The organism is Seonamhaeicola sediminis, assembly GCF_004358095.2.
Taxonomy (GTDB): domain Bacteria; phylum Bacteroidota; class Bacteroidia; order Flavobacteriales; family Flavobacteriaceae; genus Seonamhaeicola; species Seonamhaeicola sediminis.
Window position 1 is genome coordinate 135,929 of sequence record NZ_SMZJ02000002.1, and the last position, 24,728, is coordinate 160,656.

Genomic DNA, 24,728 nt, shown 5'->3' on the forward strand with positions numbered 1-24,728 from the left:
TGATTCTTTAATTAGATTTATGCTTCTGTTGTATTTCTCACTTTAGTTTGATACATCACATTTGGTTTTGTTCCAACATGCTCTAACAAGTGATACATACGGTTATCTTTCTTAAGTTTTGCAACTTTACTTTCCTTATCATTGATATCTCCAAAGGTCATAGCTCCACTACTACAAGCTGCAGAACAAGCTGTTTGTAATTCTCCATCTTTAATAGGACGTCCATCACGTTTAGCATCTAAGATAGTTTTTTGTGTCATTTGAATACACATAGAACATTTTTCCATTACTCCACGAGAACGAACCACTACATCTGGATTCAGTACCATACGCCCTAAATCATCATTCATATGATAATCAAACTCATCATTTCCAGTGTATAGGAACCAGTTAAAGCGACGTACTTTATAAGGACAGTTGTTAGCACAGTATCTGGTACCAACACAACGGTTATAAGCCATATGATTCTGTCCTTGACGACCATGCGATGTTGCTGCTACAGGGCATACTGTTTCACAAGGTGCATGGTTACAGTGCTGACACATTACTGGTTGAAATGCTACCTGAGGGTTATCTGCCGCAGATTCCATTTCATTAAACTCACTTAATGAACTTCCTAAACCAGAAATTTCATCTTTCTTGTTGTTATCACCTTCAAAAGATTCTTCTGATGAGTAATATCTATCGATACGCAACCAGTGCATATCTCGAGATCTACGTACTTCTTCTTTACCAACTACTGGCACATTGTTTTCTGCATGACATGCTATCACACAAGCACCACATCCTGTACAAGCATTTAAATCAATAGATAAATTGAAGTGATGCCCAATAGATCGATCAAACTCATCCCATAAATCAACCTCAGGTGAATCTACTGGAACTGGTTCATGATTTAAAGATACTGTTGGAATAGCATTCCAGTACTTTTTATCTTTAGTATTAAATACTTCTAAGATAGTTTCTTTAAGAATATCTCCACGTCCCATTAAGGTATTGTGCAACTGAACACATGCAAATTCATGCATTCCTGAAGCAGCCTCAACTGTTACATTTTGTACATTGTTAAAGTTATTATATAAAGCATAGGCATTTACACCTGTTTGCATTTCTTCTTTTAATCCTGCAGTTCTACCATAACCAAATGATAAACCTACAGACCCTTTAGCTTGACCTGGCTGAATGATTACTGGCACTGTAACAGTGGTTCCGTTAACAGTTACATTGGCATAACTTCCGTTTAACGCTCCAGTAGCCTCGTGTTCATTTACTAAACCTAATACTTCAGCATCAGCTTTAGAAACCGTTAAGTAGTTATCCCAAGAGGTTCTTGTTATTGGATCTGGAAACTCTTGTAACCATGGGTTATTGGCTTGTTGGCCGTCACCCATTCCAGTTTTTGTATAAAGTGTAAGTTCTAAACCATCATTTGCATTAGTCGATTTTACTAAGGCACTAGCAGGATTGCTAGATGGTGTCTCTGCTTCATCTCCAGCTTCCGCTGTATCTTCTGTTTCAGTAGCAATTTCACCAACAAATACACCATCGTGTAATGCTTGGTTGAACGAACTACCTCCTAAAATACTGGTTCCCCAAGTTTCCTTTATGTAATCTGAATATGTAGAATCGTTTTCGGTCCATTTTAATAAAGACTCTTGAAATTGTCTTGTATTGAATAATGGTCGAATAGTTGGTTGCGTTAAAGCATAATGCCCTTTCTTGATTTCAGTATCTCCCCAAGACTCTAAATAGTGAGGCGCAGCAGCTATGTAATTAGCTAAAGTTGAAGTCTCGTCTGCTTTCATTGAAAAAGCTACAGAGAATGTATTTTTTAATCCTTCAACAAAATCTGAAGCATTTGCTAATGTATATACTGGATTAACACCAGCCATAAGTAACACACCTATTTTACCCGCTTTTAAATCAGATACTAAGGCAGCTACATTCTGGTTACTACCTTGTCTAGTTTTAACAGGTGTTTTAGGATCAAATGCTTTACTAGCCAAAGCTTCATTTATTTCTAAAACAACGGTTTGTGCATTGATATCTTGTATTCCTGTAACAACTACACCATTACTTCCTGCCTTTTTAAGTTGAGATGCTGCTTTTTGTACCGCATCTTCTATATGCTCTGGTAAACTTTCTGAAAAACCACCACCAACAAGTAAGCTATGCAATTTAGCCAAAGCTAATTTTTGCTGACTAGGTATCATTGGTACTCGTTTATCGGCGTTTGCCCCTGTCAATGACATATTAGATTCAAACTGAATATGACGAGACATTTTCCCATGATCAGGGATTCTATTTTTAGCGTAGCCAGAATCAAATCCACCTCCTTGCCAATCTCCCAAGAAATCGGCTCCAACAGACACAATGGTCATGGCTTTAGAGAAATCGTAATCTGCAAGACCACGCTCTCCATATTTTGCTTGGTAAGCATCTAGTGCAGCAGATTCTGAAACAGCATCATAAACAACATGACGAACATTACCATATTTTTCTTTGAACTCAGAAATCAACTTACTTGTTGATGGGCTAGCAAAGGTTTGTGTTAATAACACAATATCTTTGCCTGCACTAGCAGCTTTGGCTAATTCTGAAGTTACTTCAGCATCTAATTCATCCCAAGAAGAATTTTCTCCACCTTTCTTAGGGCCTTGAACTCTTAAACTATCATACAATCCTAAAACCGAAGCATTCACTCTAGCGTTGGCACTTCCATGAGTAGTGGCTAAGGCATTATTTTCAATTTTAATTGGACGACCTTCACGAGTTTTTACTAAAACACTTGCAAAATCAAATCCATCAGCTACAGTAGTAGCATAGTAGTTAGCAACACCTGGAATTATTTCCTCTGGTTGCACTACGTAAGGAATTGATTTTTTTACAGGACCTTCACAGGCAGCCAATGACGCTGCTGCCGTACTAAAACCTACATATTTTAAGAAATCGCGACGAGTAGTAGAACTTCCTTCTAAAGCTTCTTTATCTCCTAAAAATTCATCTACTGGAATTTCTTGAACAAACTCGTTTTGTTTTAGCGTCTCAACAATAGAACCATCTTTTAGTTCTTCAACACTTTTCCAGTATTTCTTGTTTGATGACATATGATATAATTGAATTACTTCTTACTAAATTAATAATGACACTTACCACATTCCAGTCCACCCATTTCGGCTACTGTTAACTTGTCAACGTTATACTTTTTAGATAATTCTTCATGAATTTTCTCATAGTATTCGTTATCCTCAACCTTCACATTAGTCTCTCTATGACAGTTAATACACCATCCCATAGTTAATGTTGAATGTTGATATAAGATCTCCATTTCCTCTACAGGTCCGTGACAGGTTTGACATTCTTGACCGCCAACTGTAACATGTTGAGAATGGTTAAAGTAAACGAAGTCTGGTAAGTTGTGAATCCTAACCCATTTTACTGGTTTAGTTTCACCTGTATATTGTTGTGCTGCATCATCCCATCCAACAGCTTCATACAATTTCTTTATTTCCCCATCATAGAACTCTTTTGAATACTCTGGTGAAGTCTCTCCGTTATATTCATAAATAGATTTATGGCAGTTCATACAAATATTTAACGATGGAATCCCTGAATGTTTACTTACTCTAGCAGAAGAGTGACAGTATTTACAATCAATTCCGTTATCTCCCGCATGAATCTTATGTGAGAAGTGAATTGGCTGCACAGGTTGATACCCTTGGTTTACATCTATCTGCATTAAATACCCATACATAAAATAAGCACTTGCCAGTAAGAAGAAGATAGCCGTAACCAGCATTAAAAATTGATTCTCAACAAAAGCTTTCCATAGAGGTTTTCTCTTTGATACCTCAGGTAAGTCTATATTTTGAACCTCGGCAAATCTGCGCAATGTTTTATTTACCAAATATAGGCCCGCAGCTAATAGAATAAATAAAATAGCTAATGCACCAAGAATAAGTTCATTCGAAATACCTCCAGAACCAGTAGTACTTTCAGCCCCAGGAGCTGGAACTGGCGTATCAGGCGCTTTTGGAGGCTCTGCAGCTGTATACGCTAAAATATTATTTAAATCCTCATCACTTAACTGAGGAAAAGCCGTCATAGCAGCGTTATTATATTCAGCATAAATCTTGTTAGCATAAGCATCTCCAGACTTGATAAGCGCGGAGCTATTTCTAATCCAAGCATAAATCCATTCTCTATCTAAACCTTCTTCATCAGCCAAACGCTGCTCAACATTGCGTAAAGCAGGACCTGTCATTTTCTTATCTAGTTTATGACAAGCGGCACAATTGGCATTAAATAATGATTTTCCTTTTGCTGGATCTCCTTCTTGAGCGGAAAGCGAGGTTGTAAACGCTAATAAAATAACTAAGCCAAAACGAAGAATGTTTTCACTTAATTTACGGTGAATCACCTGTTTCATATTATTGGTTAAATTAACTTCTAATCTTTGGTATGATTTTTTCATGAAAACATGACAAAAGTCATACTTTTAAAATCTCAGGCAAAAGTAATATTAAAAGTCGATTTTGGAAGTGTTAGAGAGTTGTTAATTATTAATTTAGAGAGATTCTAAATAATAAAAACAACCATAATTTAGTTTATATCGTATAAATTTGTAGAAATACTAAAAAATGCTGCATTTAAGTTCAAAATCCAAAGCCTTTATCATTTTATTTTTTATGATTTCTGTTTCTTGTTTTGCCCAACAAGGTCAGGTAAACATAAATCAGGATTATAAAATTGATAATTTACTAAACGTAAAAAAACAGTTAAATAAAACCGAGAACAGCTCTGATAGGTACAAGATTCAAATATACAATGGTAATCGATCTGGGGCTTATGCTGCACAAAAAGAATTTCACGAATTTTTTAGCGATTGGAAATCCAGAATAGAATATGAGTCACCTAATTTTAAAATTTGGGCTGGCAATTTTAGAACTCGTTTAGAAGCTGATAGAGCTTTAAAGCGTATTAAAAAAGAATTTCCTAGCGCATTTATTTTTAAGCCTAAGAGTACGATAACTAATTAAAATTTGTGAAATGAAAAGGCAAATAATTTGTTTAAAAAGCATACCGTTGAGGACCTCCTCGCCTTATTTCCTCATTACAATGAGCTTCAAATTTTTTAAAATTTTTGCGGAAAGCGTTTGTTAATTTAAACGCCATGGTATAATATGCTCCATCATCGTTCCAGGTTTGTCTAGGACTTAAAACACTGGTTGGTACTCCTGGACAGATTCTAGGTTGCGCAACTCCAAACACCGAGTGTATGTGATAGTCATCATAGTTATAAAGTCCTAAATCTCCATTTAAAACAGCATTAATCATTGCTCTGGTATACTTTAATTCAATACGCTTTCCAATACCGTATGGACCACCTGTCCATCCAGTATTAACCAACCATACGTTAACTTTGGCTTCTATCATTTTCTTACTTAACATTTCAGCATATTTTGCGGGGTGTAAAGGCATAAAAGGAGCACCAAAACATGCTGAAAATGATGGTTGTGGCTCAACAACTCCAGCTTCTGTTCCAGCAACTTTGGCTGTGTAACCCGAAATAAAATGATAAGCTGCCTGACTAGGTGTTAATTTAGAAATAGGTGGGATAACACCAAAAGCATCTGCTGTTAAAAAGAATATGTTCTTAGGATTAAATCCTACTGACGGCACTTGAATGTTTTCTATAAAATGAATGGGGTAACTTACTCTGGTATTTTGTGTGATTGAAGTATCTGCAAAATCTACCTCAGCATGATCCTTTAAAACTACATTTTCAAGAATAGCTCCTTTCTTTATGGCATCATAAATTTCGGGTTCCTTATTTCTTGTAAGATTAACAACTTTAGCATAACAACCTCCCTCAAAATTAAATATGTTGTTATCATTCGTCCAACCGTGTTCATCATCGCCAATTAAACTTCTGTTGGCATCAGTTGATAATGTTGTTTTTCCAGTTCCTGAAAGTCCAAAAAAGATAGCAGTATCTCCCTCTTTCCCTACATTAGCACTACAGTGCATTGGCAACGTATCTTTAAATACCGGAAGTATAAAATTAAGGGCTGAGAAAATTCCTTTTTTTATTTCCCCTGTATAACCCGTACCCCCAACTAAAGCAATCTTCTTTGTAAAGTTTAATATGGCAAAATTATGTTGACGCGTTCCATCTTCATCAGGGTTTGCTATAAAACCAGGAGCATTAATCACGGTCCATTCGGGTTTAAATCGTTTTATTTCCTCTTTTGTAGGTCTTAAAAACATATTGTAAGCAAACTGGTTGCTCCAGGGATATTCATTTATAACCCTAAGATTTAATCTGTAATTAGGATCGGCACAAGCATAACAATCTCTAACAAACACTTCCTTGTTAGATAGATAATATACAACCTTATTGTAAAGTTTATCAAATTTATCAGTTTCAAAAGGTATATTAACATCGCCCCACCATACAAGGTCTTTGGTAATATTATCCTTAACAATAAATCTATCTTTGGGAGAGCGCCCTGTAAATTCACCAGTATTAACTGCTAAAGCACCTGAAGAAACCTCTACACCAAGTCCTTTTTCAATAGAAATATCATGTAATTGTTTTGGAGATAATTGATATTTTATTTTGGCATTTTTTATACCATAACTCTCTAAAGAAACAGTATTAGAACCTGTATTTTTAATTGGCATATGATTTTGAAATTTATTTATTTATCAAAAATATGACAATATTTTTATTGTAAATTAATTTTTAATTGTGTTTTCTGTTAATTATTAAAAAATTAACAATCAAAAGACCCCAGGCTAATATAAAGAGTAATCCTCCAATTGGGGTAAAAAAACCAATGGCTTCAAAATTAAAAGACCACAACACATTAGTTGCTAGACCATAAATAGATCCAGAAAATAAAACAACACCAAAAGCCACCAAATAGAATATAACTTTTTTAACTTTTGGTCTGATTAGAGAACTCTCTCCAACAAACAATAACAAAAGGGCATGATATAATTGATAACGAACACCAGTATCAAAAGTTTTAAGAGACTCAATAGAGATTAATTCCTTTAATGTATGTGCTCCAAAAGCCCCCAAAATAATGGCCAAAAGACCTAGAATAGCGGCAGTTACTAAAATTGGTTTATTCATTACAACAAATTTAAAGACAAAGCTAGTTAACTAATCTGATATATTTTTATTTACCTGAACAATCATTCATGGATTTTTAGTTTTAATTTGAAACCAAATGACTACATTTGCATTCTAAACAGAAACTACACTAAATGAAAAATAAAGACAAAGCCCTAACAATTGACGGCATAGACAAAAAAATTCTACGTGCATTAATGGTAGATGCTAGAACACCTATTCTTGAAATAGCCCGTAATGTAGGAATTTCTGGTGCAGCCATTCACCAACGTTTACGCAAACTTGAGAAATCCGGTTTGATTACTGGATCTAAATTTGTTATCAACCCTCGCGTTTTAGGTTATACAACGGTTGCTTTTATTGGAGTTTACTTAGATAAAGCTATTCACAACCCTGAAGCAATTAAGCAACTAAAAAAAGTACCTGAAGTTTTAGAATGCCACTATACTACCGGAAACTGGAATGTTTTAATCAAGATTATTTGCAAAAACAATGCGCACTTAATGCACTTACTTAATGATGAAATTCAGACCATCTCTGGAGTCTCAAGAACCGAAACTTTTATTTCTTTAGACCAGCAGATTGATAGACAAATGAAGATATAATTTTCACTCTACACATAAATTTCTAAATAAAAACTCCAAGTAATTTATTTACTTGGAGTTTTTTTATTTATCTAAAAATTCAATCACTACACCTATCACCTCTTTTAGTTCTTTAGTGAGTTGGTTTTCATTCCAAGGGTGGCGTGCATTAAAGACATGATCAGCTCCTTCAATAATCTCAAACTTACTTTTAGGGTTCCAATGATGAAGGTTTTCGGCTTCAGCAATTAAAACACTAGTGTCTTTATCGCCATGAATGATGAGATGGGGAATCTTTAAATTTGAAACAGCTTTTTCAATTTGTAAGCGGTCTTTGTTTTTTATGGTGTCTTCATAAAACTGATAAAAATGAGGCATTTGCTGTTTGGTCCGGCCGTTTAAAACATACTTAACTCCAGAATTTTTCCAATCTTCAATATCAACTTTTGTAACAGTTCTGTTTAAAAAATTAGATACACCAGCTAAACTAATTAATTGCTTAACTCTAAAATCTTCATAGGCTGTAATAGAAACAATTCCTCCTCCACGGCTGTGTCCCAACAATGTAAGGTTATTTAAGTTGCCTAATGTTTTTATAGTCTCGTTTTCAAAACACCAATCTATAACAGATTGCAAATCGTCTAATTCTTTCGTATAATTATTATTTCCAAACGCATCTAAATCTGGAAAGTCAATGGGTTGTTTAATGGTGCCTCCATTATGAGAAAAATTAAACTTTATAAAACAAAACCCTGCTTTAGCAAAAGCCTCTGCCATAAGATTCCAAGCCCCCCAATCTTTGAATCCTTTATAACCATGGCAAAATATTAGTATTGGATTGTTTGTTGATTTTTCTAAGTAAGTTATATCAATTAAAATGGGCTTGTTGTGTTTCCCATCAATAACAAAAACATCTTTTTTTGGCATTATACTTCTTTTTCTGTGAACGGAATTTCTTTATTACAAATCTCAATGATGAGTTGTTTTAATTCGGTGCTAAAATTATCTAATGTTTCTTGAGTAATTAAGGTGTCTTTTTTAGCGTGAGAGCCTGTTTTGTCTTTTTTTGCAAATTTCAAGAATCCACCATTTAAGTTTTTAAACGAGATAATACCAGCTTCAACAGGAAGTTTAATACTTCCTAAAAGCTGCATCATATAAGCATAAGAAAGCACCTGAAAACTTTTACTATACTTTTTATAATCTGAAGTAATTTCTTTCCAATTAACTACTTCCACATCGGTCTGTTCCACCTTTCCTGTTTTATAATCAATAATTCTTGTTACACCATTTCGTTCATCAACCCTGTCTACCGTTCCCGTGAGTTTTACAGGAAAATCAAGTTCTGCAATATCTATTTGTGCCATATTGTTAGATTCAATGGCAATTATTTTAATCTGGTTACCTGCTTTTAAATCTTGAATTTCTAAATCTAAAAAATTGGACACATAACGTTTTGCAATTTCAAAAATAATGAGGTTTTTACCAGTTTTAACATCTCCTTCTTTGTAAACATTTGTAAAATGATGCATAACTGTTTCAGGAATTTTACCTTTTAAATTTTGAATACTGTCTATACTTAAAATAGACCCCTTAAATGGTTTGTAAAAATCTTCAAGAGTATTGTGTACTACGGTTCCTAGAGTATTAGCTGCTACGGTTTCTTCAACCTCATCAAACTCTCTTATTTTTAAAACTTTTTGATAATAGAAATCAATAGGGTTTCTTATATAATTGGTTAATGATGATGGAGAAAAGCCTTTCTCTGCAACAGTTTTTAGTATTTGAATGAGGTCATTGTTTTTTTCTACAATATTTAAATGAGAATTTACAACTGGCACATATGGTGTAATAATGGTGTGCTTTATTTGATGCGTTTGGTCTAACTCTAACTGTGTGATAAAACGGCTTTTTTCGCCACCGGTTAAAACATCTGCTTCGGTATTATAGAGTATATAAATATTTTTGGCTCGTTGTAAAAGACGATAAAAATGGTAAGTATAAACGGCATCTTTTTCTTTGTACGTGGGAAGCTTATTCTCTACCTTAACATCAAAAGGAATAAAGGAGTTATTACTTTTTCCTGCCGGAAGAATACCTTCATTAACACCCGAAATAATAACCGTTTCAAAATCTAAAACACGAGACTCTAACATTCCCATAACCTGTAAGCCTTGTAAGGGTTCTCCTTGAAAATCTAATGTCTCTGAAGTCAATAATTCTTTGTAAATACCATACAAAGAAGCGTTATCTTTAATATGATTATACTCAGAATTTAATCGTACTAGTTCATTAAATAATTCATTAAAACGAAATAAGTATTCTAGAGACAGGAGATTGGAAGCCTTGTTGCTATCTAAATAAGCTTTTATATAAAGAATTAATTGTAAGCAGTTCTCTAGAACTTTATCAACACAGTCCCAATTAGAAAACAGTAAATCTATAATTTCTGAAGCGTTTGGAGCAATGCCCTTTAAGCGTTCAACTGTTAAATAAACAAGGTTATTATCATCAATAGTTTCTATGATTTTTGAAGCATTATCATTAAAAAGAACACTTATAAACTGATGCGATACTATATTGACAACATCTCTGTGGTAGAAAGATTTTGAATATGTTTTGTGAACATGAAACAACAACTCAAAAAGAGAGGCTAACGGGATGGATTTTAATGGAAATCCCATAGTAATATTCAATGCTTCAATATCGTTAGGCAATGAGTTAAGTGTAGGAATTAATAAATTTTCATCACCTAAAACAACGGCAGTATTTTTTAATGCAGGGTTTTTGTCTTTTAATATATTTAAAAGTGAACCAATGTATTTAGCTTGTCCAATGTTTTTTGGAATACCAAATACAGAAATGTTTTTCTCTTTAGAATAGTTATTGGTAATCCAATTAAAGGGGTGTTTTTTAAAGTATAGCCAATTTGCTCTGTGCTGTCTAGTAAATAAGGCTGCATCATGCTTAGGGTTATTAAAAAAGACATGGTCTATATCCCAGTATATTTTGGCCAAATCGTTTTGAAGTAATTCTTGAAAAATAGTTTCTTCGGCAGTATTTAGTGCGTTAAAGCCTAAGAAAATATGTTTTTTTCCAGTATTGTTTTGAATATATGACTCTAAATTCTCTACAGCTTCTCTATAAATTAACCCTTGGTAACCTCTTTTTTTTCTTAAAAGAGATTCAGTAAAATGAGAATAATAACTACCTAGCTTATTCCAAAATGCCAGGTATTTTTTTATTAAATCTGATTGGTCTTCCTCTAATGACCAATGATTATATTCAATCTCTTTAATGGCACTTAAATAGTTAAAAATATTGTTCTGCGGAATAAGGTAGCGGTCTATTTCATTAAAATCTTGAAGTAGAATTTGTGCCCATTTTGAAAAAACGTCAAAGGTGTCTTTTTCGCTTTCTTTTGTTATTTGATTATAGGTATTATAAAATTCAAAAAGAAGTTCTGTATTTCCAATTTTTCTAAGTTCTGAAAGTTCCTCTACAAAAGTTTCTATACTAATTATAGATGGCGCAAAAATTGTTTGTTTGGTGAGCTGAGATAATTGATGCTTTAAAAACAAGCCAGCACGTTTACTGGGCAGTATAAAAGTAATGTTAGAAAAGTTGGTATTACTGTTTTGTAAATCTTTTAAAACATCAAAAATGAAAGTTGTCATAGCATAAAAATAAAAAACGCTTCGGATTTACCGAAGCGTTTTTTCAAAGTTATTTTAAAGAATTAACTTTATACTTATTATTTAGCTAAGTTAATTTCAACACGTCTGTTATTTGCTCTACCAGCTCTAGTCTTATTAGTATCAATTGGCTTAGACTCTCCATATCCAAGTGCAGATAATCTGAACTCATCTACTCCGTTATTTACTAAATATTCTTTAACTGAAAGCGCTCTTTTTTCAGAAAGTCCTTGGTTTAATTTTTCACTACCAGTACTATCAGTGTGTCCTTCAACTGTAAATTTAGCAGTTGGGTACTCATTAAGGATACCAATAATATCTTTTAACACCTCTTCAGATTGAGATTTGATAGTAGATTTACCAAGATCAAATAAAATTGTTTTAGCGTACTCATTTAAAGTTTTTTGTACTTCTTCAGTAACTTCAGGACATCCGTTGTTAGCAACAGTTCCTTTAACGTCTGGACATTTATCATCTTTGTCTAACACACCGTCACCATCAGTATCTGGCCAAGGACATCCATTATTAGCAGCTGGACCAGCAGTGTTAGGACATTTATCATCACCATCAGTAACGCCATCACCATCAGCATCTGGACAACCAGCTAAAGCTTTTAATCCAGCTACTGTAGGACATTTGTCGTCTTTATCAGCAATACCATCTCCGTCAGTATCAGGACAACCATTTAACTCAGCTAAACCAGCTTCATTAGGACAATCATCCTTACTATCTTCAATACCATCACCATCTGTATCAGGACAACCGTTGAAAGCTTCTAAACCAGCAACATCTGGACAAGCGTCGTCTTTGTCATAAATACCATCACCATCTGTATCTGTTCCTCCAAATCTAATTGAAAGACCTGCAGAATGCTGGAAGTGTGTTTGTAAGTAATCTTCAAAGGCATGTTTGTAAGAAGTTTGTAGAGTGAAACCAATATTTTCACTGAACCAAATGTTTAAACCAGCAGTACCATTTAAAGTACCAGCACCAATTTCATCAATCCAAGTGTAACCACCACCAACACCTAAGTAAGGGTCTATAGTTGTTCCTTGTAGGAAGTTATATTTAATAGTACCATCAATTCCGTAGTATGATAAATCGTCTACTTCGTTAGTAGTATCTGGGTTCTGACTAATGTCACCCCATTTATCAATTTTATTTAATGACCCTGCAGCACCAAACGAGAATCCGTCTCCAAGGTATTTAAATACCGAGATAGTAGATAATGAAGGTAAAATGTTGTAGTGATCTGTAACGTTTGCAAATTCATCAAAGATAGTTTCGCTAAAAAGACCTCCGTCTCCTGAGGGATAAGCATCAACGGCATTAGCTCCTATAGTAATTTGCCAAGGGTTGTTTTTGTCTTGTGCATCAGCGTAATTGTAACCAAGTACAAATACAAATGCTAACAATAATCTGCTAAGATTTTTCATATTCAAAAAAGTTTAATTTTTAAAGTGTTAATTGTAAACAAAAGTAAGATGTTAAATGTTATTAACAAAAACAAATATATAAAAAAATCGTACAAATGTGCGGTTTACCGATAGTTCATAACCATTTTAGATAATATACCTGTTAATATTGTATATTTATAGACACGTTTAACCTAATTAAGTCACAGTAAAAATAATTTTAAAAAAGTTTCACCGTCAGGGTATCATTCGTGTAAACAAGCAATTTCTTTTTCACGGTGTATTTCATATTTTCTAATACGTTCTGGTATACTTCTAATTGTTGAATATGTTTTTTGTTTTCTTTACCGGTTTTGTAATCAATGATAACAACTTCATTATTAGAATTAACGTTCACCCTATCAGGTCTATATATACCACCATCTTTAGTTATAATATCACGCTCATTATATATGGTTTGATTTGAGTTATAATATTCTTTTAAAAGAGGATGGTTTACAATTTGTAAAACTGTGTCTTTTAAATTATTTACCTGCCTCTGGTTTATTAAAGATTCATCCAAAAACTTATTCATAACAAAATCTATATCGTCTTTATTTTTTATGAGCGCCATAATATTGTGAACAAGATTGCCTTTTTCAATAGCTTTTTGTTGGTTGGTATCCCACAGAAAAGCAGATTTTGATACAACTTTTATATTGTGATTTTCTTTTGGAGTTGATATAAACTGATTGTTGATGAGTGTTTGGTCTTCTGAGGTGCTTTCTTTTGTTGTTTTTTCTGAATTACCAAAACGGTATAAGTTTTTAGATGCCTGCCATTTGCCAATATGCTTTAGGTAATTAATAAATAATCCTGAATACTTTTTGCTATTTACTTCTCCTTTAGAGGATATATCAATTTTTGAAATAATAAACATTTGCTCAATAGCTCTGGTAAGTACAACATAAAGTAAATTAATATTGTCTAGTTCCAATTCAGATTGATGTTCCTGAAAAATATATTGACCAACTTCACCAAAATACTCAAAGTCCTTATTATAATTTAGCAAAGTATGTGAGAAACCATGATATTGTTCTTCATTTAATTTGTACCATACTCTTGGATCCTGTTCTTTGTAAATATCTAAATCTGCATAAGGGAAAATAACTACAGGAAATTCTAATCCCTTTGATTTATGAATAGTCATGATTTGAACAGCATTTTGACCTTTAGGGCTTACAATACTTAGCGTGTCTTTTTTCTTTTCAAAATATTTTATGAAAGCCGAAATATCAGATCCTTTTTTTTGTGAAAACTCCAGAACAAAATCTAAGAAGAACTGAATATACGCATTTGATGTTTTAACCAAATTAAAACTTCTTACAATGGTTTCAACTAAATCATATAGCGGAAGTTGTATAATATTTTCACTTATAGATATATTGAATGCCTGAAAGCTTTTAAAAAGTTGGGATACAGACAAATTTAAATGCTCCACAAAAAAATCATGTTTGTCCTTAACCTTAAACAAGGTGGTTAAAAAGTTTAAAGCGGAAACCTTGACTTTATTGTTTTTAGGTTGAATTAGAAGTTTTAAAACATCAGCTATAAAATTAACTTCTTGAGAACTGCTAATAAGTAGCGTTTCAGAGGAAATAATAGGTATTTTATGTTCACTTAAATAATTGGCTACAGCTACCCCTTCTTTTTTCTTTCTTACCAAAACACAAAGGTCTTTTAAATGAAAACCCGTTTTTATGCAGGTGTTTATTTTATTTAATACGGCATTACAATACTGTTCGTCTATATCATCATTTTTTTCAAAATCTAAAAACGATACTTCCACATAACCTGAATCTTCTAAAAATGAATTTTGCCCCCCCTTTTCATAAAGTTCTTCATACGTCTTATTACTAAACACTTGGGCTGCTAAATACTTAAAAAAGTTATTATTAAAGTTTACAATTTCTTTAAAACTCCTATAGTTAGTAGGAAGGTTTTCAATGTTTTTTTCTGCATTAAACGGATTATCAGTATTGAACAAACCTATAAACTGTTCGGCTTTTCCACCACGCCAACGATAAATAGCCTGTTTAGCGTCTCCTACTATCATGGCACTGCCATTTTCAGAAGACAAAGAATTGTTTATGAGCGGAATTAAATTTCCCCATTGCTTTTCAGAAGTGTCTTGAAATTCATCAATAAAATAATGCCTAAACTTTTCACCAATGCGTTCATAAATAAATGGTGTTGGTTGGTCTTTTATTTCATTGCTTATAATGGTGTTAAATTCTGAAATAAGCATTTTATTCTGTTCTTGTTTAATAATAGACAACTCATTGTTAATAGCACTTAATACAGAAAGTGGTGTAATGTTTTTGTAGAAATTTTTTAAAAAACTATGATGATAAACCAGAGATTTTACGGTGTTGTAAGCAACTTCTATCTGGGGTAATATAGCGTCAATGGTATCGGCTAAGACAGGATTTAATTTTGTAGTATAAATACCGTTTCTTTCTCTAATATTTTCTTCAAGTTTGTTGTTGTAAAGCCCGTTTAAGTTAAGTTGAGATACTTTTTTAAAGTGATTTGGCAGTGTGCTTCTACTAAAATCTTTGTGTTCCAATCCAGATTCATCAATTAGATTTAATACACTTTTAGCGTGTTTTATAATAGTATTTTCAGTAGTAAGAATGTCTTTTTTTAATTGCGCTTTTAGCACTTTAAAGTCGTTGAGTGTTTTGTGCGCTAAAGTTTGAATGTAAGGGATGTTGTTTTCATTTACCAGCAGTTTTGCAATCTTATTAAAATCTAAAGCTATGTCCCAACTTTTATCGTCATCGGCTTTTTCAATAGCAAAATCAACCAAGACATTCGTGATAGTATCATGGGTTCCAGCTTTAGCTATAAGACTATCTACGGCTTCATTCAATAGAGCTTCTTCATCCAAATCCACTTCAAAATTCATAGATAACTTTAAATCATGCGCAAAGGTTCGTATTATTTTATGGGTAAAGCCGTCAATAGTAGAAATATCAAAGGCAGCATAGTTATATATTATGGTTTCCAGAATGTTTTTAGACTTGTTATGAACTATGTTTGGAGCCATTTCTAACTCATTGCATAAAACCTTAAACATACTATTTGGATGTGTTAAGATGTTTTTATCAGAAAATTGTTTTAGCGTTTCAATGATGCGTGCTTTCATTTCGGCAACCGCCTTATTAGTGAAAGTAATAGCAAGAATATGCTTAAATTTTAAAGGGTTTTCAGATTTTAATAAAATCTTTAAATACTCTTTTACTATTGTAAATGTTTTTCCACTTCCAGCAGAGGCATTATAAATGGTGAAAGCATTGTTTTTAAGCATAAATGATAATTTGTTACAAGATAAAAACTATCAATGGTTTCATAACAATTTATTATTTTTAATTGAGGCCTATTATACGTAAATTTGTGATGAAATTATTTAATAATATTAAAACAAGAAATTATGGCTTTTGAATTACCAGAATTGGGGTATGCTTATGATGCTCTAGAACCACATATTGACGCACGTACCATGGAGATACACCATACTAAGCATCATGCAGGCTACACAAACAACTTAAATAACGCCATTGCGGGAACAGATCTAGAAGGACAATCCATTGAAGATATCCTTTCTAATTTAGATATGAATAATGGTGCTGTTAGAAATAATGGCGGAGGATTTTATAACCACTCTTTATTTTGGACCGTTATGAACCCAGAAGACAGAGGATATTTATCTGGAGAGCTAAAAGATGCTATTGAAGCTGCTTATGGCTCTAAAGATGCGTTTATAGAAGCGTTTAGTAAAGCTGCAGCAACGCGTTTTGGGTCTGGTTGGGCTTGGTTGTGTGTACATAAAGGTGGTAAAGTAGAAATTTGCTCTACACCAAATCAAGACAACCCTTTAATGCCTGGAGTTAGTTGTGGCGGCACACCAATTTTAGGACTAGATGTATGGGAACACGCTTATTACCTAAACTATCAAAACAGACGTCCAGATTATATTAGTGCTTTCTTTAAAGTGATTAACTGGAATGAGGTTGAAAGACGTTACGCAGAAGCAAAGTAATTTTGCAACTAAGTATTCCAAAAAATAAAAAATCGCCTAGAAAATTTCTAGGCGATTTTTTATTATATCCCTTATATTAGGGATTTCTGTGTTACATAGTAAATTGATTCAACACTTAATACAAACACGCCTTTGTAAAATGAAAAAGGTGAACGAGAATGTTCACCTTTTTGCCCCAAATCTACCATAAACTTAACCTACTTATGTTATGGTCTTCCAAAAATATCGAAGACTTGAAATCAAAAAAAATATTTTAGTCCAATTACTCATATATTAGCTTAAACGAAATTTCAACACTACCAGTTTGACAACCAGTTATAAGAGCAGAAGCTTTAAAATTGACAAAAAAAAGGTGAACGAGAATGTTCACCTTTTTGCCCCAAATCTACCATGAACTTAACCTACTTATGTTATGGTAGCATAAATGTATTGAAGAATAAATGTTTGAAAAGAAAAATTTAGTTCAACTACTCATTTTTTAGCTTAAATGAATTCTTAAGCATAAAATAAACTAGAAGCTTTTTTTAGAAAAATATATGTTGTCAATTTAAACGCATAAAAAAAGGCGAACAAGCGTTCACCTTTTTTTGCCCCAAATCTACCATGAACTTAACCTACTTATGTTATGGTGAGACCAATTTATATGTATTTTAGGTAACAGGACTATTTATTAGATGAATGGCGTAAATATCGGATGAAATGCAATATTTACAGATTAACCGTAAGTCATTGCGAAATCATCAATTAATAGGCCCGTTCTTTGTTACCTTCGTAAAAATTAATGAATGCTTTATTAACCACTCTATTGCCACCAACCGTTGGATAATTTCCTGTAAAATACCAATCTCCTAAATTCTTAGGACATGCTTTATGTAAGTTTTCAACAGGTTGAAAAATTATTATCACTTCGGCCTTTATAACATCATCACTTAACAATTCAGCAATTTTATTAGAAATTTGCTCATCAGTAAAGGGATCGTAAATCTCTTTTACAAAATTCTTTACCTCTTTATCGTCTAGGTCTTCTTGATCTTTACACTTGTTATACACCTCCTCAATAGTGCTGTAAGTGTCATTATCCTTATGAAGTGCTAAAGCAGCCTGAAAGGCTACCAAACTTTCAAGATTTGCCATGTCAATTCCATAACAATCTGGATAACGAATTTGAGGAGCAGATGACACCACAATAATTTTCTTAGGCCCTAATCTATCCAACATTTTTAAAATACTCTTTTTAAGTGTGGTTCCTCTTACAATACTATCATCTATAATCACCAAATTGTCGTTTGGCTTTACCACACCATAAGTAATATCATAAACATGTGCCACCAAGTCATCCCTACTACTGTCTTCTGTAATAAAAGTTCTAAGCTTTACATCTTTTATGGCTATTTTCTCAACTCTAATCCTTTCTGATAATATCTCGGTTACTTTTTCTGCAGAAATATTACGCTTGCCAGTTAAAATAGTTTTAGTTTTAGACTTATTGAGTTCGTTTTCAGCTGTTTCAACCATGCCGTAAAAAGAGGTTTCAGCGGTGTTAGGAATGTATGAAAAAACCGTATTTCTGGTATCATTTTCAATAGCTTCCATAACTTTAGGCATTAATAATCTGCCTAACATTTTTCGTTCTTGATAAATTTCGGCATCACTTCCTCTAGAAAAATAAATACGTTCAAAAGAACATGCTTTACGTTCTAAAGGTTCTAAGATTTTCTTTATACGTACATCACCAGATTTTTTTGTAATGATAGCATGGCCCGGATCAAGTTCCTTCACCTTCTCAAAAGGAACGTTAAATACTGTTTGAATTACGGGGCGTTCTGAGGCAATAACCACCACCTCATCATCTTTATAGTAGTATGCAGGACGAATACCAGCGGGATCTCTTAAAACAAAAGAATCTCCATGACCAATAAGACCAGCCATAGCATAACCACCATCCCAATTTTTGGCAGCTCGTTTTAAAATTTTGGAAACTTTAAGCCTTTCTGCAATTAAGGGAGAGGCCTCACGCTTATTAAAACCTTCTCGTTTTAGGTCTTTATATATTTTGCTAACGGCATCATCAAGAAAATGACCAATTTTTTCCATGACCGTAATGGTATCTGTGTATTCTTTAGGGTGCTGCCCCAACTCAATTAAATTATGGAAAAGCTCTTTAACATTAGTCATGTTAAAGTTTCCAGCCATAATAAGGTTACGGTGCATCCAATTGTTTTGTCTTAAAAAAGGATGAACACTTTCTACACTGTTCTTACCAAAAGTTCCATAACGCACATGACCTAGCAATAATTCCCCTATGTAAGGAATGTTCTTTTTTTGTAAAGCTACATCCTCAAGATATTCTGGGTGTGCTTTAAATTCGTTGTTAATGCGGTCATTTATCTGAGCAAAAATATCTTGTATGGGTTGTTGAGCAATAGAGCGAATTCGGCTAATGTATCTTTGACCTGGTTTTGTATCTAACTTTATACTTGCAAAACCAGCACCATCTTGACCACGGTTGTGCTGTTTCTCCATCATGAGATACATTTTATTTACGCCATAAAATGCACTGCCGTATTTTTCTTTGTAATACTCTAGCGGTTTTAATAATCTAATGACCGCTATACCACATTCGTGTTTTAAGATATCACTCATAGTTAACTTTTTTTCGCCTCTAACATTCTTTAGTTAGACCTACGGAAATAATAAAAATAATTATTCTAGAATTGCTTCCAGAGTTTTGTTTAGACTTCTGACTCTCTACACCAATTGTAGACTAGCTCAGAAATGATATATTGTTGATTCCAAAAAGATATTGTTTTTGGAATAATATTTTCAATTAAAAACGCGCTCTATTTTGAGCGCGCTGGTTTATCCTAATTCTATTTCAAACTGAGTTAATTGCTTAAACTCTAGTAATCGTTTATGTACTTCATCACCTGATAAATTCACCATGCGCTCTGTTCCAAATTTTTCAACACAGAACGAAGCGAGGGTTGAACCATAAATAATAGCGTTTTTCATGTTTTCAAATGAGGTGTCATTGGTTCTAGCTATATAACCAGCAAATCCACCTGCAAACGTATCGCCAGCGCCTGTGGGATCAAACACTTCCTCTAGTGGTAATGCTGGCGCATAAAAAACATTGTCGTCATTGAACAACAAAGCACCGTGCTCTCCTTTTTTTATTACCACATATTGAGGTCCCATTTCTTGAATTTTCCTAGCGGCAATCACCAAAGAATATTCTCCAGTAAGTTGTCTTGCTTCTTCATCATTTATGGTAATAACATCTACACGCTTAATAACATTATGTAAATCATTTAAAGCGGTATCCATCCAAAAATTCATGGTGTCTAAAATAACCAAATCTGGTTTCTTAGTCATTTGATCTAACACACTTGATTGGACGATTGGGTGAAGATTTCCTAACATAACCACACTAGCGTCACGATAATCTTTTGGAACAATCGGATTAAAGTCTGCCAAGGTATTGAGTTCGGTTACCAAAGTATCTCTAGAATTCATGTCGTTGTGGTAACGCCCACTCCAGAAAAATGTTTTACCTTCTTTTACTATTTCTACACCATCAAGGTTAATATTTCTTTTAGATAAAAGGTTTAAATATTCCTGCGGAAAATCTCCTCCAACAACAGATACTGCAGCGGTATCAATTTTAAAATGAGAGGCGGCTAAACCTATAAAAGTTGCAGCACCACCAAGTATTTTATCGGTTTTCCCGAAAGGCGTTTCAATAGCATCAAACGCCATGGTGCCAACTATAACTAATTTACCCATAAAAGGACTGACAATTTTGTGCAAATATAAGCCTTTTAAATACTATATCAATATTATTTTTGTTGTATGTACAATGAAAAAAAGTAATTTATTTTCTCCCAAAATCTGCAGGAATTTCACCCCAAGCTTTGGTTTCCCATTTAACAATAACCGTATTGTAAGTGTTATTCTTTAACCAATTTTCTGCTCTATCCACAAGTTCAAAAAGAGTTTTGTTTTTATCTGTGCGTTTTAGTTTTGTATTACATGTTTTCTTTTTAACCCAGCTAATGGCCGTTTTAGAATCAGTATAAATGTTACGGTTGCTTTCATGTTTTTTTAAAAAAGCCAACCCATGTACAATAGCTAAAAACTCACCTATATTATTAGTACCTTCTTCAAAAGGGCCTTGAATAAATAATTGCTTTTTGGTTTTGGTATCAACGCCACGATATTCCATTTTACCAGGGTTGCCACTAACGGCTGCGTCAACAGAAATGGAGTTGTAATTAGGCTGTCCTATCTTTTTTAGTTGGTCTTCAGAGAGCTCACTTTTAAATTGAGCAGACTTCCCAACATGGTCTTTGTAATTGCTTTTTAAAGCTTTTTTTGCTGCTTCAAAAGAAGTAAAACTTTTGTAGATGGCGCCTTTGAAATCTTTTATTTGAGCTTTGCAGTCATCCCAAGATTCAAAAACTCCTGTTTTATGACCTTTCCAAACGGTATAATATTTCTTTTTTTTAGATGCCATTTTTGTCATCCTCGTGAAGGGTAAATCTAATTTTAGATGCTTGGACTACGCTTAGCATGACAGTTAATCTTTTAACAATTGCTCAACCACCTTTGGGAAATGCTCCATTTCCAATTCATGAATTTTGGATGCAACATTCTCGGCAGTATCTGAAGGTAACACATCGCATTTGGCTTGAAAAATAGTAGCACCTTCATCATAATTTTCATTTACATAATGAATAGTAATACCTGTTTCTATTTCTTTATTTTCAACAACAGCATTATGCACATGCATACCGTACATGCCTTTTCCTCCAAATTTAGGTAGTAACGCAGGGTGCACATTAATCACTTTATTGGGAAATTCATCTAAAATTTTCTCAGGAAATTTCCATAAAAAACCAGCCAGTATAATAAGGTCTGGTTTTAAGATCTTTAAATTATTTAGCACATGATCTGTTTGGGTAAATGCAATTCTATTAAAAGATAAAGCACTTACTTTAAGCCTTTTGGCACGGTCTAAAACTTTGGCATGAGGATTGTTAGTAAGCACTTGAATAACAGATACATTATCACTGTTTTGAAAAAACCTTATTAAATTTTCAGCATTAGATCCGCTTCCGGTTGCAAAAATTACTACGCGTTTCATCTGTTGATGTGTATTTTAAATTATTGTCAGATGTAATTCGCTATCAAAAACAAAGCATGCTTTTAAAATTCATCAAGCTCATTTCATATAACAGGCTATAATGTTGAGATTGTTAGAACAAAAAAAAGAATAATTATTAACAATTAGTAGGTAAAATTAAAATACTTAAAAGTTATTTTAGTAAATTACAAACACATTTTTATTGTAAATAGGTGTTTTAAAATAAAGTTTTTTATTTTTGCCAACTGAATTAAAACTTAAAATTAAAAGATTATGTCAGACATTGCATCAAGAGTAAAAGCGATTATCGTAGACAAATTAGGAGTTGATGAAAACGAAGTTGTAGCTGAAGCTAGCTTCACTAACGATTTAGGAGCAGACTCATTAGATACTGTAGAACTAATTATGGAATTTGAAAAAGAATTTGATATTCAAATACCAGATGATCAAGCTGAAAACATTGCAACAGTAGGTCAAGCTATTTCTTACATAGAAGCTGCTAAATAAGCACATTACTTTATGGAAATAAAGCGAGTTGTAGTCACAGGTTTAGGGGCTTTAACACCTATAGGCAATACCAAAGATGAATATTGGGATGGTCTAGTTAGTGGTAAAAGCGGTGCTGCGCCTATAACATATTTTGACACCGAAAAGTTTAAAACCACATTTGCATGTGAGGTTAAAAACTTTGACGCTACACAATATATAGATAGAAGGGAAGCCCGCAGAATGGATAAGTTTGCACAATATGCTATGGTAGCTGCAGATGAAGCTATTGCAGATGCCAAACTTAATCTAGACCAGGTTGACAAGTTGCGTGTTGGTGTTATTTGGGGTGCAGGTATTGGTGGTTTAGAAACTTTCCAGCAAGAAGTTTTAAACTTTGCTGGTGGTGACGGTACACCAAGATTCAACCCTTTCTTTATTCCAAAAATGATTGCTGACATTGCGCCAGCAAACATTTCCATAAAACATGGCTTTATGGGTCCAAATTACACAACGGTTTCAGCGTGTGCATCTTCTGCCAACGCTATATTTGATGCCTTAAACTCTATTCGTTTGGGATATACAGATGTGGTTGTTACAGGAGGAAGTGAAGCAGCAGTAACCATAGCTGGTATGGGTGGTTTTAACGCCATGCATGCGTTATCTACCAGAAATGAAAGCCCAGAATCAGCTTCAAGACCATTTGACGGAGCCAGAGATGGTTTTGTTTTGGGCGAAGGAGCCGGTGCTTTAATTTTAGAAGAATATGAGCATGCTAAAGCTAGAGGTGCTAAAATTTATGCTGAAGTAGCTGGAGGTGGTTTATCTTCAGATGCTTACCATATGACGGCTCCTCACCCCGAAGGACTAGGTGTAGTTGAGGTAATGAAAAATTGTTTAGAAAATGCAGGACTTAATCCAGAAGATGTGGACCATATTAATACTCATGGGACATCTACACCATTAGGAGATGTGGCAGAACTTAAAGCCATTTCTAAGGTATTTGGCAGTCATGCAAAAAACATAAATATTAATTCTACAAAATCAATGACAGGGCATCTGTTAGGTGCAGCGGGAGCTATTGAAGCCATTGCTAGTATTTTATCTATTGAGCATGGTATAGTGCCTCCTACAATTAATCATACTACGGTTGATGAAAATATTGATCCAGAATTAAATTTAACTTTAAACAAGGCTCAAAAGCGCGACGTAAAAGTAGCAATGAGTAATACATTTGGATTTGGCGGTCACAACGCTTGTGTATTATTCAAGAAAATATAGATAGACAGAATCCCGAATGAAATAAACCATAACGATAAATTAATTTTTACATATTATATGAACCATGGTTTATTACATCTGACATTAAAATAGAATATTTATTATCAGATGAAAAACATTCGTAACATACTAAATTCCCGTTTTAAAGGCAACGGGAATTTTTTTATGGAAGTAACTAAAATTGTAGGATTCAAGCCTAAGCACATTGAATTCTTTAAAACAGCATTCACACATCGTTCTATGAACTTAAAAGACGATGAAGGCAATGCCATAAACTATGAGCGCTTAGAGTTTTTGGGTGATGCTATGTTAAGTGCCGTAATTGCCTCTCATCTATACCAAGAAGTTCCTAGTGGTGATGAAGGATACCTCACAAAAATGCGTTCTAAAGTAGTAAGTAGAGAGCATTTAAATGAATTGGGAAAAGAACTAAAACTTATTAGTTTAGTTAAAAGTAAAATTCCAGCAGGTCAGTTTGGAGACAATATTCACGGAAATTTGTTTGAAGCCCTAGTAGGTGCCATCTTTTTAGACAAGGGTTATAAATACTGCGAAAAATTCATCTTCAAGCGTGTTATCATTCCTTATGTAGATATCGAAAAGTTAGAAGGTAAAGTTATAAGTTATAAAAGTTTACTCATAGAGTGGTGCCAAAAAGAAAAGAAAACTTTTGGCTACAACGTTTATGAAGATACTGGAAATGATGATGTTAGGCATTTTTCGGTTAAACTATCAATCAATGATAAAGTGGTAGCCAAGGCCAGAGCAACTTCAAAGAAAAAGGCCGAAGAAAAAGCATCAAAGCGTGCCTTTTTTGCTTTTCAGAGTAAGATGTCTAAAATGATATAAAAATTACTATCTAAAATGTAGTTTACTATAACGTTTTAGTTTAC

18 protein-coding genes are annotated in these 24,728 nt (G+C 33.5%); 6 read left to right on the plus strand and 12 right to left on the minus strand.

Going from position 1 to position 24,728, the window contains the following annotated elements; all coding sequences use genetic code 11:
* Positions 1-17: 17 nt before the first annotated feature.
* Complete coding sequence (locus E1J38_RS03240) at positions 18-3,107, minus strand: TAT-variant-translocated molybdopterin oxidoreductase (RefSeq protein ID WP_133355872.1); 3,090 nt, start codon at positions 3,105-3,107, stop codon at positions 18-20.
* 29 nt (positions 3,108-3,136) lie between these two features.
* Entirely contained in the window at positions 3,137-4,429 is a 1,293-nt protein-coding gene (locus E1J38_RS03245; protein ID WP_133356000.1) for a cytochrome c3 family protein, read from the minus strand.
* Between the two features lie 211 nt (positions 4,430-4,640).
* Here E1J38_RS03245 and E1J38_RS03250 point away from each other — a divergent pair, with 211 nt between their 5' ends.
* A complete protein-coding gene (locus tag E1J38_RS03250) occupies positions 4,641-5,039 on the plus strand; it encodes an SPOR domain-containing protein (RefSeq protein ID WP_133355871.1) in 399 nt (132 codons plus the stop codon).
* Positions 5,040-5,070: 31 nt separating this feature from the next.
* On the opposite strand, the gene pckA is transcribed toward E1J38_RS03250, so the two are convergent.
* Positions 5,071-6,687, minus strand: coding sequence for a phosphoenolpyruvate carboxykinase (ATP) (pckA, locus tag E1J38_RS03255; RefSeq protein ID WP_133355870.1), 1,617 nt, complete (start codon positions 6,685-6,687; stop codon positions 5,071-5,073).
* Between the two features lie 61 nt (positions 6,688-6,748).
* Positions 6,749-7,144: a DUF423 domain-containing protein gene (locus tag E1J38_RS03260; protein ID WP_133355869.1), complete on the minus strand. Its 396-nt coding sequence runs from the start codon at positions 7,142-7,144 to the stop codon at positions 6,749-6,751.
* A gap of 134 nt (positions 7,145-7,278) precedes the next feature.
* Here E1J38_RS03260 and E1J38_RS03265 point away from each other — a divergent pair, with 134 nt between their 5' ends.
* Entirely contained in the window at positions 7,279-7,749 is a 471-nt protein-coding gene (locus E1J38_RS03265; RefSeq protein WP_133355868.1) for an Lrp/AsnC family transcriptional regulator, read from the plus strand.
* Between the two features lie 63 nt (positions 7,750-7,812).
* Here E1J38_RS03265 and E1J38_RS03270 read toward each other — a convergent pair whose 3' ends face one another.
* The 4 genes from E1J38_RS03270 to E1J38_RS03285 all read right to left on the minus strand — a co-directional run bounded on the left by E1J38_RS03270 (position 7,813) and on the right by E1J38_RS03285 (position 16,190).
* On the minus strand, positions 7,813-8,655 hold the full coding sequence (locus E1J38_RS03270) for an alpha/beta hydrolase family protein (protein ID WP_133355867.1): 843 nt from the start codon (positions 8,653-8,655) through the stop codon (positions 7,813-7,815).
* Positions 8,655-11,405, minus strand: a complete 2,751-nt coding sequence (locus E1J38_RS03275; protein WP_133355866.1) for a PD-(D/E)XK nuclease family protein — start codon at positions 11,403-11,405, stop codon at positions 8,655-8,657. The genes E1J38_RS03270 and E1J38_RS03275 overlap by 1 nt, the downstream gene beginning before the upstream one ends.
* Before the next feature lie 77 nt (positions 11,406-11,482).
* A complete protein-coding gene (locus tag E1J38_RS03280; protein WP_133355865.1) occupies positions 11,483-12,859 on the minus strand; it encodes an OmpA family protein in 1,377 nt (458 codons plus the stop codon).
* A gap of 199 nt (positions 12,860-13,058) precedes the next feature.
* On the minus strand, positions 13,059-16,190 hold the full coding sequence (locus E1J38_RS03285; protein WP_133355864.1) for a UvrD-helicase domain-containing protein: 3,132 nt from the start codon (positions 16,188-16,190) through the stop codon (positions 13,059-13,061).
* A 123-nt stretch (positions 16,191-16,313) separates the two neighbouring features.
* Here E1J38_RS03285 and E1J38_RS03290 point away from each other — a divergent pair, with 123 nt between their 5' ends.
* The gene (locus E1J38_RS03290) at positions 16,314-16,922 is read left to right on the plus strand and encodes a superoxide dismutase (protein WP_133355863.1); all 609 of its coding nucleotides are present in this window, start codon (positions 16,314-16,316) and stop codon (positions 16,920-16,922) included.
* Positions 16,923-17,666: 744 nt separating this feature from the next.
* Here E1J38_RS03290 and E1J38_RS03295 read toward each other — a convergent pair.
* The 4 genes from E1J38_RS03295 to purN all read right to left on the minus strand — a co-directional run bounded on the left by E1J38_RS03295 (position 17,667) and on the right by purN (position 22,068).
* Complete coding sequence (locus tag E1J38_RS03295) at positions 17,667-19,565, minus strand: amidophosphoribosyltransferase (protein ID WP_133355862.1); 1,899 nt, start codon at positions 19,563-19,565, stop codon at positions 17,667-17,669.
* A 216-nt stretch (positions 19,566-19,781) separates the two neighbouring features.
* Positions 19,782-20,708, minus strand: coding sequence for a PfkB family carbohydrate kinase (locus E1J38_RS03300; RefSeq protein ID WP_133355861.1), 927 nt, complete (start codon positions 20,706-20,708; stop codon positions 19,782-19,784).
* An 88-nt stretch (positions 20,709-20,796) separates the two neighbouring features.
* The gene (locus E1J38_RS03305) at positions 20,797-21,438 is read right to left on the minus strand and encodes a ribonuclease H1 domain-containing protein (protein WP_133355860.1); all 642 of its coding nucleotides are present in this window, start codon (positions 21,436-21,438) and stop codon (positions 20,797-20,799) included.
* A gap of 63 nt (positions 21,439-21,501) precedes the next feature.
* A complete protein-coding gene (purN, locus tag E1J38_RS03310) occupies positions 21,502-22,068 on the minus strand; it encodes a phosphoribosylglycinamide formyltransferase (protein WP_133355859.1) in 567 nt (188 codons plus the stop codon).
* A gap of 273 nt (positions 22,069-22,341) precedes the next feature.
* Between purN and E1J38_RS03315 the strand changes: the two genes are divergently transcribed.
* From E1J38_RS03315 to rnc, 3 genes are all read left to right on the plus strand, one after another.
* Complete coding sequence (locus tag E1J38_RS03315) at positions 22,342-22,575, plus strand: acyl carrier protein (RefSeq protein ID WP_076698750.1); 234 nt, start codon at positions 22,342-22,344, stop codon at positions 22,573-22,575.
* A 12-nt stretch (positions 22,576-22,587) separates the two neighbouring features.
* Positions 22,588-23,835 (plus strand): beta-ketoacyl-ACP synthase II, encoded by a 1,248-nt coding sequence (fabF, locus tag E1J38_RS03320; protein ID WP_133355858.1) that lies wholly within the window; start codon positions 22,588-22,590, stop codon positions 23,833-23,835.
* Between the two features lie 108 nt (positions 23,836-23,943).
* Positions 23,944-24,684 carry a ribonuclease III gene (rnc, locus tag E1J38_RS03325; RefSeq protein ID WP_133355857.1) on the plus strand — a complete coding sequence of 247 codons (741 nt, stop codon included), beginning with the start codon at positions 23,944-23,946 and terminating at the stop codon, positions 24,682-24,684.
* Positions 24,685-24,728: the final 44 nt, after the last annotated feature.